This window comes from Parasphingorhabdus sp. (assembly GCF_039939955.1).
Taxonomy (GTDB): Bacteria; Pseudomonadota; Alphaproteobacteria; order Sphingomonadales; family Sphingomonadaceae; genus Parasphingorhabdus.
The window spans coordinates 559,154-574,590 of the sequence record NZ_JBDVHS010000005.1; the positions used below are offsets into that span (position 1 = coordinate 559,154).

At 54.5% G+C, this 15,437-nt stretch carries 16 protein-coding genes; 12 read left to right on the plus strand and 4 right to left on the minus strand.

The features are described from left to right. Positions 1-149 precede the first annotated feature (149 nt). Positions 150-1,193 (minus strand): phytase, encoded by a 1,044-nt coding sequence (locus tag ABJG22_RS07960; RefSeq protein WP_348020330.1) that lies wholly within the window; start codon positions 1,191-1,193, stop codon positions 150-152. Further along, a complete protein-coding gene (locus ABJG22_RS07965) occupies positions 1,193-4,030 on the minus strand; it encodes a TonB-dependent receptor (protein WP_348019704.1) in 2,838 nt (945 codons plus the stop codon). Before ABJG22_RS07965 ends, ABJG22_RS07960 begins: the two co-directional genes overlap by 1 nt. A 209-nt stretch (positions 4,031-4,239) precedes the next feature. Between ABJG22_RS07965 and ccmC the strand changes: the two genes are divergently transcribed. From ccmC to ABJG22_RS08005, 8 genes are all read left to right on the plus strand, one after another. Next, positions 4,240-4,959, plus strand: a complete 720-nt coding sequence (ccmC, locus tag ABJG22_RS07970) for a heme ABC transporter permease CcmC (protein ID WP_348019705.1) — start codon at positions 4,240-4,242, stop codon at positions 4,957-4,959. Further along, complete coding sequence (gene ccmD / locus ABJG22_RS07975; protein WP_348019706.1) at positions 4,956-5,087, plus strand: heme exporter protein CcmD; 132 nt, start codon at positions 4,956-4,958, stop codon at positions 5,085-5,087. The genes ccmC and ccmD overlap by 4 nt, the downstream gene beginning before the upstream one ends. Further along, the gene (gene ccmE / locus ABJG22_RS07980; protein WP_348019707.1) at positions 5,084-5,533 is read left to right on the plus strand and encodes a cytochrome c maturation protein CcmE; all 450 of its coding nucleotides are present in this window, start codon (positions 5,084-5,086) and stop codon (positions 5,531-5,533) included. The genes ccmD and ccmE overlap by 4 nt, the downstream gene beginning before the upstream one ends. Then, positions 5,530-7,467 (plus strand): heme lyase CcmF/NrfE family subunit, encoded by a 1,938-nt coding sequence (locus ABJG22_RS07985; protein WP_348019708.1) that lies wholly within the window; start codon positions 5,530-5,532, stop codon positions 7,465-7,467. Before ccmE ends, ABJG22_RS07985 begins: the two co-directional genes overlap by 4 nt. Continuing rightward, positions 7,464-7,991 carry a DsbE family thiol:disulfide interchange protein gene (locus tag ABJG22_RS07990; RefSeq protein ID WP_348019709.1) on the plus strand — a complete coding sequence of 176 codons (528 nt, stop codon included), beginning with the start codon at positions 7,464-7,466 and terminating at the stop codon, positions 7,989-7,991. Before ABJG22_RS07985 ends, ABJG22_RS07990 begins: the two co-directional genes overlap by 4 nt. Further along, complete coding sequence (locus ABJG22_RS07995; protein ID WP_348019710.1) at positions 7,988-8,404, plus strand: cytochrome c-type biogenesis protein; 417 nt, start codon at positions 7,988-7,990, stop codon at positions 8,402-8,404. The genes ABJG22_RS07990 and ABJG22_RS07995 overlap by 4 nt, the downstream gene beginning before the upstream one ends. Next, on the plus strand, positions 8,401-9,057 hold the full coding sequence (locus ABJG22_RS08000) for a tetratricopeptide repeat protein (protein WP_348019711.1): 657 nt from the start codon (positions 8,401-8,403) through the stop codon (positions 9,055-9,057). Before ABJG22_RS07995 ends, ABJG22_RS08000 begins: the two co-directional genes overlap by 4 nt. 153 nt (positions 9,058-9,210) lie before the next feature. Further along, a complete protein-coding gene (locus tag ABJG22_RS08005; protein ID WP_348019712.1) occupies positions 9,211-11,151 on the plus strand; it encodes a potassium transporter Kup in 1,941 nt (646 codons plus the stop codon). A 27-nt stretch (positions 11,152-11,178) separates the two neighbouring features. Here ABJG22_RS08005 and ABJG22_RS08010 read toward each other — a convergent pair whose 3' ends face one another. Continuing rightward, a complete protein-coding gene (locus ABJG22_RS08010; RefSeq protein ID WP_348019713.1) occupies positions 11,179-11,799 on the minus strand; it encodes a class I SAM-dependent methyltransferase in 621 nt (206 codons plus the stop codon). Between the two features lie 114 nt (positions 11,800-11,913). Between ABJG22_RS08010 and rpiB the strand changes: the two genes are divergently transcribed. The 4 genes from rpiB to ABJG22_RS08030 are packed head-to-tail and all read left to right on the plus strand — an operon-like array spanning position 11,914 to position 14,884. Then, complete coding sequence (gene rpiB / locus ABJG22_RS08015) at positions 11,914-12,366, plus strand: ribose 5-phosphate isomerase B (protein ID WP_348019714.1); 453 nt, start codon at positions 11,914-11,916, stop codon at positions 12,364-12,366. Next, positions 12,363-13,670: a serine hydroxymethyltransferase gene (gene glyA, locus ABJG22_RS08020; RefSeq protein WP_348019715.1), complete on the plus strand. Its 1,308-nt coding sequence runs from the start codon at positions 12,363-12,365 to the stop codon at positions 13,668-13,670. Before rpiB ends, glyA begins: the two co-directional genes overlap by 4 nt. 15 nt (positions 13,671-13,685) lie before the next feature. Beyond that, positions 13,686-14,147 carry a transcriptional regulator NrdR gene (nrdR, locus tag ABJG22_RS08025; RefSeq protein WP_348019716.1) on the plus strand — a complete coding sequence of 154 codons (462 nt, stop codon included), beginning with the start codon at positions 13,686-13,688 and terminating at the stop codon, positions 14,145-14,147. Beyond that, a complete protein-coding gene (locus ABJG22_RS08030; protein WP_348019717.1) occupies positions 14,144-14,884 on the plus strand; it encodes an RNA methyltransferase in 741 nt (246 codons plus the stop codon). The genes nrdR and ABJG22_RS08030 overlap by 4 nt, the downstream gene beginning before the upstream one ends. Positions 14,885-14,897: 13 nt before the next feature. On the opposite strand, the gene ABJG22_RS08035 is transcribed toward ABJG22_RS08030, so the two are convergent. After that, on the minus strand, positions 14,898-15,209 hold the full coding sequence (locus tag ABJG22_RS08035) for a chorismate mutase (RefSeq protein WP_348019718.1): 312 nt from the start codon (positions 15,207-15,209) through the stop codon (positions 14,898-14,900). Positions 15,210-15,437 lie beyond the last annotated feature (228 nt).

Sequence of the window (15,437 nt, forward strand, 5' to 3'; positions counted from 1 at the left end):
TCCTTTGTTCAAATGTCAAAGAGCCGGTCCCGCGCATGGCGAAGGACAGGCCGGAAGGTAGAGGATCGGGTCGGCTGTAGGAAAGCCGTTTCGACCGGATGACGGAAGAGAGGCCGCAGTGGCGCTCCCGTCCGTTCAATTCGCCAATATTATGGCGCGATCGCAGCCTTGATCTTTGACCAGCTGACCAGTTTGAAATTCTGCGTGCCGCCTTCATTGGCGCCATCCTGCATCACCATCAGCCCCTCGGGATAGGCCGGACCAAAATCGCCTAAGCTGACTTCGATCCCGTCTGTTTCCGATGTGCCGTCGATGGCACCGTCGACGAGGCGAAAGCGGTTCACATAGGCGCCTGTGGTCAGGTCATAGAGCACATAGGCATTGTCGCCCTGGCTGGAGGCTACCAGATAGCCGCCCGTATCGCCGGTGGGCGCGAGCGCCAGACCTTCGACATCGGCAACCAGTTCCCTGCCATTGACATTGGCAAAGCGCTGCGGCGCGAAATTGTCCGCATTCAGATCGAATAGCCAGATACCACTATTTTCCTCGCCAACATAAAGCCGCCCGGTGCGGTCATCGACAACGCAGCCCTCGGGCTGGGTTGCCAGCTTGTGTTCGCGCGTGATGGTTGCGCCCGGCGTGCCGCCGTCAAAGGACAGGGTGATTTCGCGAACAAAACCGCTTTTCTCGATCATATAGGCAAAGATCTCGCCGCCGCTGTCCTGACCGAAGCAGAAACCATAAGCTTCGCCGGGACCGGCCGGATATTTGCCCAGCGGTGTCAGTTCTGCGGATTCGGGATCAAGCCTGTACAGGCCGATATGCGCGTTGGCGCGGTCGTTGCGGACGCTGGCTCCGACCAGCACGGTTCTTTCGGCGTCGGACATCACTTCGCGCAGATCGACATTATTAAGTTCGCCTTCCGGCAGGAAGGATTTCTTGCTGCCATCTAGGCCGTAGACATAGAGGCCGGCGCGCTTATCTGTGCCGATGATCAGGCTGTTCGCGGGATCCGCGGCATTGCGCCAGATCGCCGGATCATCGGCTGCATCGCGATTGACGGTGCCGACCGGAACGGTTTCTGCATCCGCCGTCAGTTTGAGGGTCGGAGCAGAAGTGACCGTGGCGGACGGGGTCGCGCAAGCGGATAGAGCGAGGCTACCGAGCAGGAGAGGGGAGACTATATTTTTCATCACATTTTTATCTTTGCGCCAAATTTGAACGTGGAACCATATTCTTCATATTGCAGCAGCCGTTTGCGCGTATCGAAATTCTGATAGGCAAAATATTTGGCGTTGTTGATGTTGATCCATTCCGCGAACAGCTTGATATTTTTGTTGATCTTGAATTTGACGCTGGCGTCGAGCTGGAAATGATTGTCGACATAGCGGTCTTCGCTGGCTTCCGCGCCGAGTTCGTCAAGATAGCGATCCCGATAAGTGCCGGCGAGACGGAAATCGAACGGACCTTTCTCGTAACCCAGCACCGCGTTGAACGTGTGCCTGGAGCTGCTCGGCAGCGCGATGCTGCGCAAATCGCCGATGTCCCCATCGGTTGGCACCGTGCCGGTCGCATCGGTGAAGGTATAGTTGAAGTTGACAAGGAAACCGTCAAGTGGGTCCGGCAGGAAATTGAGCGCTTGCGCAAAACCCAATTCAATGCCGAAGACTTCGGCGCTGGACCCGTTGATCGGGATGGTCGCCTCGTCAAAGTCTATGCCGAAGCGCGTGCCGTTTTCTTCCAGCGAGCTGACGATGAAATTCTTGATATCCTTGTAAAAAAGATTCGCGGTGAGCGCGCCGTTTGAACTGAAATAAAATTCGGCGGCAGCATCGAAATTCCAAGCCTCGTAGGGCAGCAGGTCCGGGTTGCCAAATTCGCCTTCGCGTTCATTGTCATCATTTTGCTCAACCGCGAAGCGGGGCGCAAGGTCGGACAGATTGGGACGGACAACGCTGCGATAGCCGGCTGCACGGAACACCAGATTGGGCTGTGGTTCAAACCGAATGTTGAGGCTTGGCAACCAGTCGTCATAGCTGCGCGAAAAACTGTTGGGCGCGACAACGACGGTGTCGTCGGTAAATAGCACGCCGCCGAACGTCGCATCTTCCTCAACCAGCGTCACCGTATTGGCGGAAATCACATTTCCCGTGCGCTCAAAGCGAACACCGCCGATGACACGCAGTTTCTCGCTGTCCCAGCGGCCCATCAGATAGCCGGCATAAATATCTTCCTGATTGATATAGTCGGAGACGGCGGAGTCGAACTGGCTGTCGATTTCCTGCAGTTCGAAATCCCCGAAATTGGCCCGGAAATATTCCGTCGGACCCGTATGGCTGGCAACCGGACCGAGGTCGGTGATGCGATAGGTCTGTGTGCCGAGCACATCGGCAAGCGTGTAATTGCCGGTGCTGTCTTCATAGAATTCCACGTCATTGTCATAACGTTTTTCCCGCCAGCGGCCCTTGAAGCCGGCTTGTACGGTGAAATCGCCACTGCCCATCGCGAACTGGCGGGACACGTCCAGCTTTGCGGAAAATTCTTCATCTATGGCCGCCGACAAAGCGGTCAGCTCGACATCTTCCAGTTCGTACAGGCTTGGATCGTTGGCCAGAGCAGGGCCCGAGGCATAGCTATAGGTCGGGACGCGATCATCTGTATAATCGAACAGCACGCCGAGCCCGTCGCCTTCGAATTTATTGGAAAAGGTCGTCGGATCGACGGAGCCATTTTCGGATTCGCTGGATTTGGACCAGCTTCCCGAATATTCGATCGTCCAGGGACCGGTTTCGGTCTCGCCGCCCAGAACAATCGAGCGGATTTTCTGGCTTTCGAACCGGTCTTTCATGTCCCGTTCGATCTCGATTTCACCATCGGCATCGTCAAACAAGGCGCTATTGGCATCGCCGCTGCTGGCTTGCTCGTCCAGTTTGAAGGTCGTCCGTCCACGAAACTCCTGATCGTTAAACTGGCTGTAGATGCCACGAACATAAAGGTCGGTGCTGTCGCTGGCGCGGAAATCTAAGGATAGCGAAGCGCTAATCCGTTCCCGTTCAACGTCATAGTCGCGATACTGGACCTCCTCGGCATAGGCGACGCCGTCATCATTGAGGCGCCAGTCCTCGGCCTCGACATTATCGGTTTCAAACTTGCGATTATAGTAAGAAAAGCCGCCCGCGATGCCGATGTTGTCGGTGAGCCGCGTCGAGAAATCAATGCTGCCCTTTGGCGTTACATCACCCGAATATTCATTATAGCTGCCTTCGATCTTGCCGGTCAGCAGATCTTTTTTGCGGTCGAATGCGCTGACCGTCTTTATTTCGATCGAAGCGCCGATCGTGTCCCCGTCCATGTCGGGCGTGAGCGACTTTTTGATTTCGATCGATTCAATCAGGTCGCTGGAGATAACATCCAGCGCCACGGAGCGCACATCGCTTTCCGGGGACGGGATGCGCACGCCGTTCAACGAGGACGCGTTCAGATTGGGATCGAGGCCGCGCACCGACACAAAGCGGCCTTCGCCCTGATCGTTGAGGATATTGATCCCGGGCACGCGGCGCAGCGATTCCGCGACATTCTGATCGGGGAACTGGCCGACGGAATCGCGGGTCAGGACCGACGAGACGCCGTCTGCTTCCCGTTTGCGAGAGAGCGAGCTGGCCTGATTGGCACTCTGGCCGATGACCAGAATTTCGTTGCCGAAGCCAGAATGAAGTATGATATCGGCTTGAGATTGACCAGTTTCGTTCACCGTAACGTTGGTTTGTACGGTTTCAGCACCGACATAACGTGTCTCCAATATATAGGTGCCCGCTGGAACGTCAGGGAATCGATAGCTGCCGTCGCGTTCGGTGGTTGCGACGCGATTCAACTCGACAATACGCACCTGCGCAGATTGCAGGCCGCGGGTTTCGCTGGGGTCGCTGACCACACCCGTGAGGGTTCCGGCCCATGCCGAAGCAGGCGTTAGGAGCAGCGCGCCAGCGGCGCTCGCCAGTAACTCTTTGCGAAAATTTGTTATTTTTGACATTTTATGACCTTCCATCACCGGGTTCTGGGGGCGATCTAGGCCTTAGCTGTGAAGCTATTTTGCGATTAGAGAGACTCATGTGTGAATCTTTTTGGACGCTTTTATTACGATCAAAAAAGCGCAAAACACTTGTCGCCATGCCCCGCTTCTGCCATCGAAATTCGCGATTGATGTTGATCATTCACTACTGAGGCAATATCGCTTTACCCATGCATGCATATGCCAATCCTACTCGGTTCCTGTCTCTTGCCAGGCCGCTGACCCCACTATTGCTATTTGGCGGTATTGCGATGGTCCTGGCGGCTTGTATCTGGGGGCTGTTGGTGACACCGCCGGAGAAGTTGCAGGGCGATGCGGTCAAGATTATTTTTGTCCATGTGCCGATGGCGTGGCTCGGCATGGCCGGTTGGACCGGCATCGCGATCGCTAGCATTTCCGAACTTATTTGGCGGCATCCACTGGCCTCGCATGCCGCGCGGGCAGTGGCGGTTCCTGGGGCATTGTTTACCGTGCTATGTCTGGCGACGGGGTCGATTTGGGGACGGCCCGCATGGGGGACATGGTGGGTATGGGACGGTCGTTTAACGTCCATGCTGGTGCTATTTTTTCTATATCTTGCCTATATTGTACTGGCGAATGAGACCAGCAGGAATGGGGGAAAAAGCCGAGTTGCCGCAATTTTTGGTGTGGTGGGTATCATCAATCTGCCGATCATTCGCTTCTCGGTCGAATGGTGGGAGACGCAGCATCAGGGGACGAGCATCAGCATCATCGGAAAATCCACGATTGATGGCCTCTATCTATGGCCGCTCTTGGCGTCTGCGGTAGGCTTTTCTCTGCTATTTGGCGCGATTGTACTGATGCGGATGCGGGCTAGTCTGGCGCAAACCAAAGTCGATGCCCGGTTAAAAAGGATGGCAGCGGAATGAACCATTGGCCCTTCATATATGCGGCTTACGCCATTGTGCTAATTGGCACAGCCGGTGTCATTGTAAATAGCTATGCGATGATGCGCAAAGCGGAGCGCAAGGCAGAGCAGTTGAGCAAACGGAAATGAAGGCAAAACATCAAAGGTTGACCTTGGTGGTGTTGGCGGTGGCTGCGCTGATTGGGGCTGCTGTGCTCGGCGTATATGCGCTGCAGGATCAGGCGAGCTATTTTTATACGCCTGCCGATATTGCAGAGAAGAAGCCGGAAGCGGGCACTGCCATCCGATTGGGCGGGATGGTCGAAGAAGGTTCGATTGAACGATCTGCGGACGGCGTTACGGTGCTATTCATCGTGCAGGACGGCATCGCGCAACAGCCGGTTACCTATACTGGGATCACTCCGGACCTGTTTGTTGAAGGATCAGGGGTGGTTGCTGATGGGCGGCTGGACGCGAACGGTCTATTCGTGGCCGAGAAACTGCTTGCCAAGCATGATGAAAATTACATTCCGCGTGAATTGGAGGGCATCGATATGACTGCCGGACAGCAGAAGACGGAAACGCTTGTTCAATGATCGCTGAGACCGGCCTGATTGCGCTCTGGCTCGCAGCGGCGTTGGCGCTGCTGCAATTTGCCTTGGGTGCCATTGGTTTGCGGACGGATCGAGAGACCTATTTTACCGCCATCCGCCCGGTGGCGATTGCCCAAGGGCTGTTCGTCGCTTTGTCCTTTCTGTTGCTGATCTGGCTATTCCTGCGCTCCGATATGTCGGTAAAGCTAGTGGTGATGAACAGTGCTTCGGTGAAGCCGTTGCTATACAAATTCGCTGGAACCTGGGGCAATCATGAAGGATCTATGCTGCTCTGGGTTACCGTCATGGGACTGGCGGGCGCTTTTATCGCGATGTTCGAACGTTCACTGCGCACCAAGACGCTGGTCGCTACCTTGGCGGCGCAGGCGTTCATCAGCCTCGGTTTTTACGCTTTTCTATTGGTGTCTTCCAATCCGTTCGAGCGGATGTTTCCTATACCGGCAGAGGGGCAGGGGCTTAATCCCCTGCTGCAGGACCCCGGCCTCGCCTTTCACCCGCCGACGCTTTATTTCGGTTATGTCGGGTTGTCGGTGGCCTTTTCTTTCGCCGTCGGCGCGATGATTACTCGCGATGTCGGCGCGGCTTTTGCCAAAGCGATGCGGCCATGGGTGCTGGGCGCCTGGATATTCCTGACGCTTGGTATCACGGCGGGCAGCTATTGGGCCTATTATGAACTCGGCTGGGGCGGTTGGTGGTTCTGGGATCCGGTTGAAAATGCGTCGCTGATGCCTTGGCTGGCTGCGACCGCCTTGCTGCATTCGGTGACAGTATTGGCAACGCGCGATAGCCTGCGTGCCTGGACCTTGATGTTGGCTGTGGTCGCCTTTTCAATGTCGATGATCGGGACCTTTCTGGTGCGCTCCGGTATTTTGACAAGCGTTCACGCCTTCGCGGTTGATCCGGAACGCGGCAGCTTCATTCTAGCTCTGCTCGCCATTTATATTGGCGGGGCGATGGCCTTGTTCGCGCTGCGTGTTGGTACGGTTAAGGAAGGAAAGCGTTTTGAACTGGTAAGCCGAGAAGGTGCCTTGGTGGTCAACAATCTGTTGCTTTCGGTCATATTGGCGCTTGTGTTTATCGGCACGCTTTATCCCTTGGTGGTGGAAGCGGTAACAGGCGATAAATTGTCTGTTGGACCACCCTATTTCAATTTGGCAACCGGCCCGCTCGCGCTCATTCTCGTGGCAGCTATGGCGGTGGGGCCGCTGCTCCGTTGGCGGCGCGACGATCCGAAGGCATTGCTGAACCGTATTTCGGTCCCTGTGCTAATCGCAGCGGCGGCTCTATTTGCATTGGCCTTGTTTACCACAGACATGTCGGTTCTCGCGCTACTCGGTCTGGCGCTGGCGGCCGGGATTGCGATCGCCAGCTTCGCGCCTCTATGGAAACGAAACCTCCGTCGTACGCCGCTTCACACCTATGGTATGGTCGTCGCCCATTTTGGTATTGCGGTGGCGCTGGTCGGCATGGCGTGCGAAAGCAGCTTTACAGAAGAAAAACTGGTCGCGGCGAAGCCTGGTGACGAGATTGTCGTGAATCAATGGACGCTGGAATTTGAGGCTATTGAACCAATGGCTGGCCCCAATTGGACCGCACTTGAGGCCCGGGTGACGGCGCAATATGGCGACGGGGCCGTCCATGAAATCACCCCGCAAAACCGGATGTTTGCGGCTGCGCAGACACAGACCAGCGAGGCCGCGTTACTGACCCGCTGGAACGGGCAACTTTATGTCGTACTTGGTGACGGGGATAGCGAAGGACGCTGGCAGATACGGGTCTGGTGGAAACCATTTGTCACCCTAATCTGGTTTGGCGGGATATTGGTTGCCTTGGGTGGGCTTTTGGCCATGATCGGTCGTGTCTGGCGCGGTTACAAGCAGCGGAAACAACGCGAGTTTGCCGAGATGATGCTATGAACCGCTGGTTGCTCTGGTTACCGCTTGTGCTGTTCGGTATCTTCTTCGCCGCAGTGGCGACAGGCCTGATCATGCCAAAGGACAATATCATCCAGAGCAAGATGGTTGGCAAACCAATGCCCGCCTTCACCTTGCCCGCAGCGATTGAACAGCGGCCCGGGTTGAGCAGCGTCGATCTCGCTAAGGGCAAGCCAACATTGCTCAACATCTTTGCCAGCTGGTGCGTGCCCTGCATCGCCGAAGCGCCGCAACTATTGGCTCTGCAGAGGGCGGGCGTTGAAATTCATGCAATTGCCAGCCGTGACACGCCGGAGGATATCGCCAACTTCCTCAACCGGTGGGGTAATCCTTATGCGCGGATTGGAACAGATACGACCAGCAGGGTGCAGTTGGAACTGGGATCATCGGGCGTACCGGAGACGTTTGTGATCGATGGCAATGGTATGATCGTTCATCAGCATATCGGTGATATCCGCCAAGAGGATGTCGCGAAGCTTCTAGAATTGCTGGAGGAAGCGGAATGAAGAGATTCATTGTCCTATGCGTCTTGTTTTTTTCGTTTCCGATCTCTGCGCAGACCGGGCTTCCGCCGGCTCCTTATGCCGACCGGCAACTGGATGATCCCCGGCAAGAAGCCGCTGCGCGTGACCTGATGGAAGAATTGCGCTGCTTGAAATGTCAAAGCCAATCGATCGCCGACAGCAATGCACCGATGGCAGGGGATATGCGCAGTCAGGTGCGAGAACGAATTGCCGCCGGTGAAACACCAGAAGCGGTCAGAAGCTGGTTGATTGAACGTTATGGCAATTGGGTGTCATATGATCCACCCATCGCGTCGGCGGTCACCTGGCCGCTCTGGTTCGCCCCGATCATCTTGTTGGTCGCCGCAATGTGGCTGGCGCGCGGGCGGTTTCGTAAATCCAAGGGTGACGAATGATGGGTTGGATCATCGTTCTGCTATCCGTTCTGATCTGTGCCGCTGGTCTGATCCTATTGGGAAAATTGTCTCGTACGACCTATGAAATCACTGCTGCTGCGTTGTTGCTCGGTATTGCGGGCTACGCCTGGCAAGGTAACCCCGGTATGGCAGGGGTTTCGGTTGTACCGGTCGAAAAGGCCAATAGCTTTGACGATGATATGATCGATGCGCGCAATGATATGGGGGAGCGGTTCGGTACCGCACGAGAGTGGCTGATTTTTTCTGACTCTCTCAACCGTACGGGAAAGCATGGAGCTGCCGCTAATTATTTGCGCAATGGGGTCAAGGCGCATCCAGAGGATCCTGATCTTTGGGTTGGACTGGGTAACGCGCTGGTGGTCCATGCCGATGGTGTGATTACACCTGCCGCGCAATTTGCCTTTCAAAAAGCGGCGGATATCTCGCCAGAACATCCCGGACCTCCGTTTTTCCTAGGGCTGGCTTACGCCCAGTCCGGCAAGATTGATCAGGCCCGGGCCATTTGGACCGAATTATTGGGACGGAGTAGTGCAGACGCCCCGTGGCGCGAAGACCTCGAGTCGCGTTTGGCGACCATGGAAAAGATGCAACCGGCGCTTCCTGCTGATCTAAAATCACCTATGGGTCAGTAAAAACACTTTATTTTAAGTTACTTACTATTCATGGCCAGTCGTTTTGTTGCACCTGCGATATGCCAGTGCTAAGCGCTCGCGCTTGCTGAAACGAATGTCAGTAGAAGCCTGTTGTGTCCATATTGATCGGGGTACGCCTTAACGGCCAAACCAATGTCTGCAGAACCAACTGAAAGCGTACAAGCGCAAGGCAGCACGGTGCAAACCCATGGCTCGCCACAGCGCAATACCGCCATTGCCAAATTGGCCGCTGGTGCGATTGGTATCGTGTTCGGCGATATCGGCACGAGTCCGCTTTATGCGTTTCGTGAGACGTTCATTGGTGCACATCCTCTAGAGCTGGACCGTATCCATGTTCTTGGTGTCGTCAGTCTGATTTTCTGGTCGATGACACTCGTCGTGACCATCCAATATGTCACCATCACCATGCGCGCAGATAATAAAGGGCAGGGCGGTAGTTTGGCGCTTGTGGCGTTAATCTCTGGGGTGATGCGACAATCAAAATATGGCTGGCTCGCGATTTTGTTGGGCGTATTCGCAACAGCGCTATTTTACGGTGATAGTATGATCACGCCGGCGATATCGGTGCTGTCGGCGGTCGAAGGGTTGACCGTTGTGCAGCCCGGATTGGGGCATCTGGTTATTCCGATTGCCTTGACCCTGTTGATCTTCCTGTTTCTAATTCAGTCTCGCGGTACCGCGAAAATCGGCGCCCTATTCGCCCCGGTAATGTTCGTCTATTTTCTTGTCATCGGTACGCTGGGTATCATCCAAATAGCCGGTCACCCCTCTGTTCTTCTGGCCTTCAACCCTTGGTATGCGGTGCAATTCTTTATCACCGACGGTTTAAAGGCGTTTCTTGCTTTAGGGTCGGTTGTGCTGGCGGTTACTGGTTCCGAGGCGCTGTTTGCCGACATGGGGCATTTCGGAAAGAAACCGATGCGCGTGGCATGGTACGGCTTTGTGATGCCAGCTTTGCTATGCAATTATTTCGGACAGGGTGCGATGATCCTATCACTCGATGCCGCCGGTGCCGCCGCAGCTATTGAAAGCCCGTTCTTCATTATGGCACCGGAAGTGCTGCGCTTGCCGCTCGTCATTCTCGCGACCATGGCGACGTTCATCGCCAGTCAGGCCGTTATTTCGGGGTCCTTCTCGGTCACCCACCAGGCGATCCAACTGGGTTTCATTCCGCGTCTGACGATTAAGCACACGAGCGCGTCGGAAGCAGGGCAGATCTATATTCCATTCGTAAATTGGACGATCATGATCGCGGTTATTTTGCTCGTATTGACCTTCCAAAGCTCAAGCAATCTTGCCTCGGCTTACGGGATTGCCGTCACTGGCGCGATGTTCATCGACACATGTTTACTGGCCATTGTAATGGTCGTGCTGTGGAAATGGAAACTTTGGTATGCGGTTCCAATCTTGGCGGTCTTCTTCATCGTTGATGGTGCTTATTTTGCAGCCAATCTTACCAAGGTCCCCGACGGCGGTTGGTTCCCCTTGGCGGTTGGTGGTGTTGCGTTCATCATCCTGACGACCTGGGCGAAAGGCCGCAAGATCATGCGGGAAAACATGGCTGAAGCCGCCATGCCGATCGAGATTTTCACCAAATCGGCTGCCAATAGTGCCACTCGGGTGCCCGGAACTGCCATTTTCATGGCTTCTTCCGCCGCTGGCGTGCCGTCGGCGCTGCTTCACAATATCAAACATAATAAGGTGATCCACGAACGGGTCGTCATCTTAACAGTCAACATCAAAGATGTCCCGACCGTCGCACCACATAAACGCTGTGAAGTGAAAGATCTTGGGCATGGCTTCTACCGGCTCATCCTGCATTTTGGTTTCATGCAGGAAACCGACGTTCCCGAGGCTCTGAAAGACGTCAAAGAATGCGGTATGGAATTCGACATGATGACCACCAGCTTCTTCCTGTCGCGTCAGACGCTACTGCCGTCGAAAAAGCCGGAGATGATGATCTGGCGTGAAAAACTCTTTGCCTGGATGCTCCGCAACGCGGCCACTGCGATGGAGTTTTTCAAACTGCCGACCAATCGTGTGGTGGAACTCGGTAGCCAGATGGAGATTTAGGCACCTTTTTCGTGGCGCTCTATTAGTTTAGCCGTTCTTCTCAAAAACCAGCTTGGTCCACATCACACCCATTTTTCGATTCTGTTTTTGGATAGAATCATTTTGTGAATGATGTCGCAGCGAGAGATTGTTTTCGGCCGCAAGGTCAATGGTCTCTTGTCCAGAGACTTCGAACATCTGCCGCCCGTCGGGGACCGGACCATGCCGAAGAGATAGGAATATTTTGCCTTTGGGCTTTAGGAGCGATGCCAGTGTGGACATCCCGATGCGACGCCTTTCCTCGTCCAAGTGCATCCAGACGGCGTTGGCGATGATTAGATCGAACTGTTGCCCTTGTTCCAAGACATTTGCCAAATAGGGCAGGCTATCATCCAGAAATTCAAGATGATCATGCTGGTGAACTTTGCTCGCCGGTTCTCTGAACTCTCGGACAGGTTCGACGGCGAGCACATGATGCCCCAGACTCGCGAACCAATAGGCATGCTGGCCGGTTCCAGCACCAACATCTAGAATATCCGCGGCGGCGGCAGGGAAAAATTCTGCTACTGCGTCAAAGCTATCTTCTGCAGCAAACTTTTTATATTGATCGAACAAGACCGCGGCTTGCTGGGCATAACCCATAGTACCGAAAACTTCTTTTTCGCTCATATTCCGCATTGTCCTAACAATTCAAGTTCTTGTCAAAAAACACACTATTCGGTGGCCTATCGCGACGGGCTCTACTAAATAGCTGGCATCCGATTCTCACCATAGGAACTGACCATGCGCATTGCCATTGCCTCTGATCATGCCGCTCTAGATATGAAAGCGGCTTTGGTCGACTGGTTGACGGAATCGGGCCATGAAGTCAGCGACCTAGGGCCAATGACAACGGACAGCGTGGACTATCCCGACTATGGATATAAGCTTGCGGAAGCCGTTGCGTCCGGCAAGGCGGAACGCGGCGTGGCTCTCTGTGGTTCGGGCATTGGCATCTCTATCGCGGTCAATCGAAACCCGGCCTGCCGTTGTGCGTTGGTCTCCGAAGGATTGTCGGCAAAGCTATCGCGGGAACATAATGATGCGAATGTCATTGCCATGGGCGCGCGTCTTGTCGGTATCGAAATTGCGAAAGACTGCCTCGATGCCTTTCTAAACACACCATTTGGCGGCGACCGGCATCAGCGCCGCGTCGATAAACTGTCAGCACCACAAGTTGAAGGAGTAAGCGCATGAGCAACGTCGCAGATATACAAGATATCCGACCGACCGGTTTTTTTGATTTTTCGGTTGATGAAAGTGATCCTGCGGTTGCCGGTGCCATAAACTCTGAAATGTCGCGTCAGCAGAATCAGATTGAGCTGATCGCTTCGGAAAATATTGTTTCCAAGGCCGTTCTGCAGGCGCAGGGGTCTATTTTTACCAACAAATATGCCGAAGGTTATCCCGGGCGTCGTTATTATCAGGGCTGTGCGCCATCGGATGATGTCGAAACGCTGGCTATCGAGCGTGCCAAGCAACTGTTTGATTGCGGCTTTGCCAATGTCCAGCCGCATTCGGGCGCGCAAGCCAATGGCGCGGTGATGCTGGCACTGGCAAAACCGGGCGATACGATCTTGGGCATGTCGCTCGATGCCGGCGGTCATTTGACTCACGGTGCCAAGCCGGCCCAATCGGGTAAATGGTTCAACGCGATCCAATATGGCGTTAACGATGACGACCATCTGATAAATTATGAAGAGGTGGAAGCGCTTGCTAAGGAACATCAGCCGAAGTTGATTATCGCCGGCGGCTCTGCCTATCCGCGCGAGATTGATTTTGCGAAATTCCGGGCGATTGCCGATGCGGTCGGGGCCATTTTCATGGTCGATATGGCGCATTTCGCTGGCCTGGTAGCGGCCGGGCTGCACCCCAGTCCGCTGGATCATGCCCATGTTGTGACGACCACAACCCACAAGACTCTGCGCGGGCCCCGTGGCGGTATGGTTCTGACTAACGATGAAGCCATTGCCAAGAAGATCAACTCCGCTGTTTTTCCTGGCCTTCAGGGCGGACCTTTGATGCACGTGATTGCGGCCAAGGCGGTAGCTTTTGGCGAAGCTTTGCGGCCCGAGTTTAGTAGCTATTCAGCTGCAGTGATTGAGAATGCAAAAATTCTTGCGGCAACCCTTAAAGAGCGCGGTGCGAATGTTGTAGCGGGTGGGACGGACACTCATCTTGCGCTGATCGATCTGTCGCCTTTAGGTATCACCGGACGCGATGCGGATGAAGCGCTCGAGCGGGCCGGGATTACTTGCAATAAGAACAGCATCCCCAATGACCCTCAACCACCGATGAAGACCAGTGGTATCCGGGTTGGATCACCCGCTGGAACAACCCGGGGCTTCGGTCCGGCGGAGTTCCGGATGATTGGCAATATGGTTGCCGATGTGCTCGACGGACTGCGGGAGAAAGGCGAGGCGGGAGACCCTGAGGTCGAAGCAGATGTACGTGAACGGGTGCAGTCGCTTTGCGACCAATTCCCGATTTATCAGGATTGATCGGAAAGCCAGAACATGCGTTGCCCCTTTTGTGCCCATGATGACAGTCAGGTCAAAGATAGTCGACCTACCGAGGATAATACGACGATCCGGCGCCGCCGCCAGTGCGAAAGCTGTGGCGCGCGGTTCACGACATTTGAACGCGTGCAGCTTCGCGAGATTACGGTCGTAAAGAGCGAAGACCGCAAAGAGCCCTTCGATCGATCGAAAATCGACTTGTCGGTTTCGCTGGCCTGTCGCAAACGGGGCCTCGCGCAAGAGCAGATGGATCAACTGGTCTCCGGCATTCAGCGTCAGCTGGAAACCAGCGGGGAAACGGAAATCCCATCGCAGAAGATTGGCGAGATGGTTATGGATGGTCTGAAAGGTCTCGACAGTGTGGCCTATATCCGCTTTGCGTCGGTCTATAAGGATTTTACCGAAGCCAAGGATTTCAAGGAATTTGCCGGTAGTGTGAACGATGTTGGCGGGGCGTGATCAAACAGCCTGCCATCATATTGGTAAATCCCCAACTCGGTGAAAATATCGGAAAAGCAGCACGAGCGATGCTCAATTTCGGGCTAACCGAGATGCGCATTGTCAATCCGCGCGATGGTTGGCCAAATCCTGCGGCTGGTCCAACGGCATCTGGCGCAGATCAAATTCTGGAACATGCCCAGGTTTTTGATACAACGGCTGAAGCTGTAGCTGATTGTTCCCATGTCTATGCGACGACGGTCCGCAAGCGCGGCATGACGAAAGAAGTGCTGACGCCGTGGGAGGCAGCAGATGATATCTCAGGGGCGAGCGGAAAATGCGCCATTCTGTTCGGGCCAGAGCGTTCTGGTTTGGAAGTGGTCGATGTTGAATTGGCGCGCAAGATCATAACCGTTCCGATCAATCCGGAATTCGGGTCTCTTAATCTGGCGCAGGCGGTGATCCTTGTCGCTTATGAAATATCCAAGTTGGATAGTGCTGCCAATGTGCAGCCCACTTTGGAAAAGAAAAAGGCCGAACCGGCCCCGCAGAAGGAGCTCGACATGTTCTACGAGCATTTGGAGCGAGCGCTGGAAAAAAATGGCTATTTCTATCCGCCGGAACGAGCGGCAGCGACGAAAGTTACGCTTCGCAATATGTTGACCAAGCCTGCCTGGACGAATGAAGAGGTTAAGACATGGCGCGGTGTTGTGTCATCACTGGAACGACCGCCACGCAAGGACAAGGCAAAGAAATAGGAAATTAGCGTCGCTATTTGCGCAGCTGGTCCCATTTCTGTAACTCGTAGCTTATTGACGTTTCCACCAGCAGTTCCCAGATCGCGGCCATGGCCGGCACTGGAATGCGTGCTTCTTCTGCAAGGCTTTTTACGTTTTCTAGTACTTCTGCTTTGCGGCTTTCGTCCCTGACTGCCTCGCGGCCCACTTTGATCCGCGCCGCTGCATTCATGCAGGCAAAACGAAGTCGGAACAAATCAATCAGCTCTGAATCTAGCTGATCAACTGCTTTCCGCAAATGCTTCATATCGTGAATTTGATCGATGGATTCTGTGGTTACGGTCATGGCAGCGCCGATAATTTACTATAAGGAAAATGTCGAGCAAGAAGGCTGTTTTGTGGTGGATGTTACGATGAAAGGACGATATACTGCATGTAACATTTAATTTCGTTCGGAGTAACCATGATTACACTACTTTTATCATTAGCAATGGTTGGCGATGCACCGTCAACCATAGACGAGTCGCAATCCGCGGAAGACAACAAGCGCGTGTGTCGGTCTACTCTGGCGCTG

Coding starts and splice junctions, on each gene's coding strand:
- ABJG22_RS07960 (WP_348020330.1), bottom strand. CDS start 1,193: ATGAAAAATATAGTCTCCCCTCTCCTGCTCGGTAGCCTCGCTCTATCC.
- ABJG22_RS07965 (WP_348019704.1), bottom strand. CDS start 4,030: ATGTCAAAAATAACAAATTTTCGCAAAGAGTTACTGGCGAGCGCCGCT.
- ccmC (WP_348019705.1), top strand. CDS start 4,240: ATGCATGCATATGCCAATCCTACTCGGTTCCTGTCTCTTGCCAGGCCG.
- ccmD (WP_348019706.1), top strand. CDS start 4,956: ATGAACCATTGGCCCTTCATATATGCGGCTTACGCCATTGTGCTAATT.
- ccmE (WP_348019707.1), top strand. CDS start 5,084: ATGAAGGCAAAACATCAAAGGTTGACCTTGGTGGTGTTGGCGGTGGCT.
- ABJG22_RS07985 (WP_348019708.1), top strand. CDS start 5,530: ATGATCGCTGAGACCGGCCTGATTGCGCTCTGGCTCGCAGCGGCGTTG.
- ABJG22_RS07990 (WP_348019709.1), top strand. CDS start 7,464: ATGAACCGCTGGTTGCTCTGGTTACCGCTTGTGCTGTTCGGTATCTTC.
- ABJG22_RS07995 (WP_348019710.1), top strand. CDS start 7,988: ATGAAGAGATTCATTGTCCTATGCGTCTTGTTTTTTTCGTTTCCGATC.
- ABJG22_RS08000 (WP_348019711.1), top strand. CDS start 8,401: ATGATGGGTTGGATCATCGTTCTGCTATCCGTTCTGATCTGTGCCGCT.
- ABJG22_RS08005 (WP_348019712.1), top strand. CDS start 9,211: ATGTCTGCAGAACCAACTGAAAGCGTACAAGCGCAAGGCAGCACGGTG.
- ABJG22_RS08010 (WP_348019713.1), bottom strand. CDS start 11,799: ATGAGCGAAAAAGAAGTTTTCGGTACTATGGGTTATGCCCAGCAAGCC.
- rpiB (WP_348019714.1), top strand. CDS start 11,914: ATGCGCATTGCCATTGCCTCTGATCATGCCGCTCTAGATATGAAAGCG.
- glyA (WP_348019715.1), top strand. CDS start 12,363: ATGAGCAACGTCGCAGATATACAAGATATCCGACCGACCGGTTTTTTT.
- nrdR (WP_348019716.1), top strand. CDS start 13,686: ATGCGTTGCCCCTTTTGTGCCCATGATGACAGTCAGGTCAAAGATAGT.
- ABJG22_RS08035 (WP_348019718.1), bottom strand. CDS start 15,209: ATGACCGTAACCACAGAATCCATCGATCAAATTCACGATATGAAGCAT.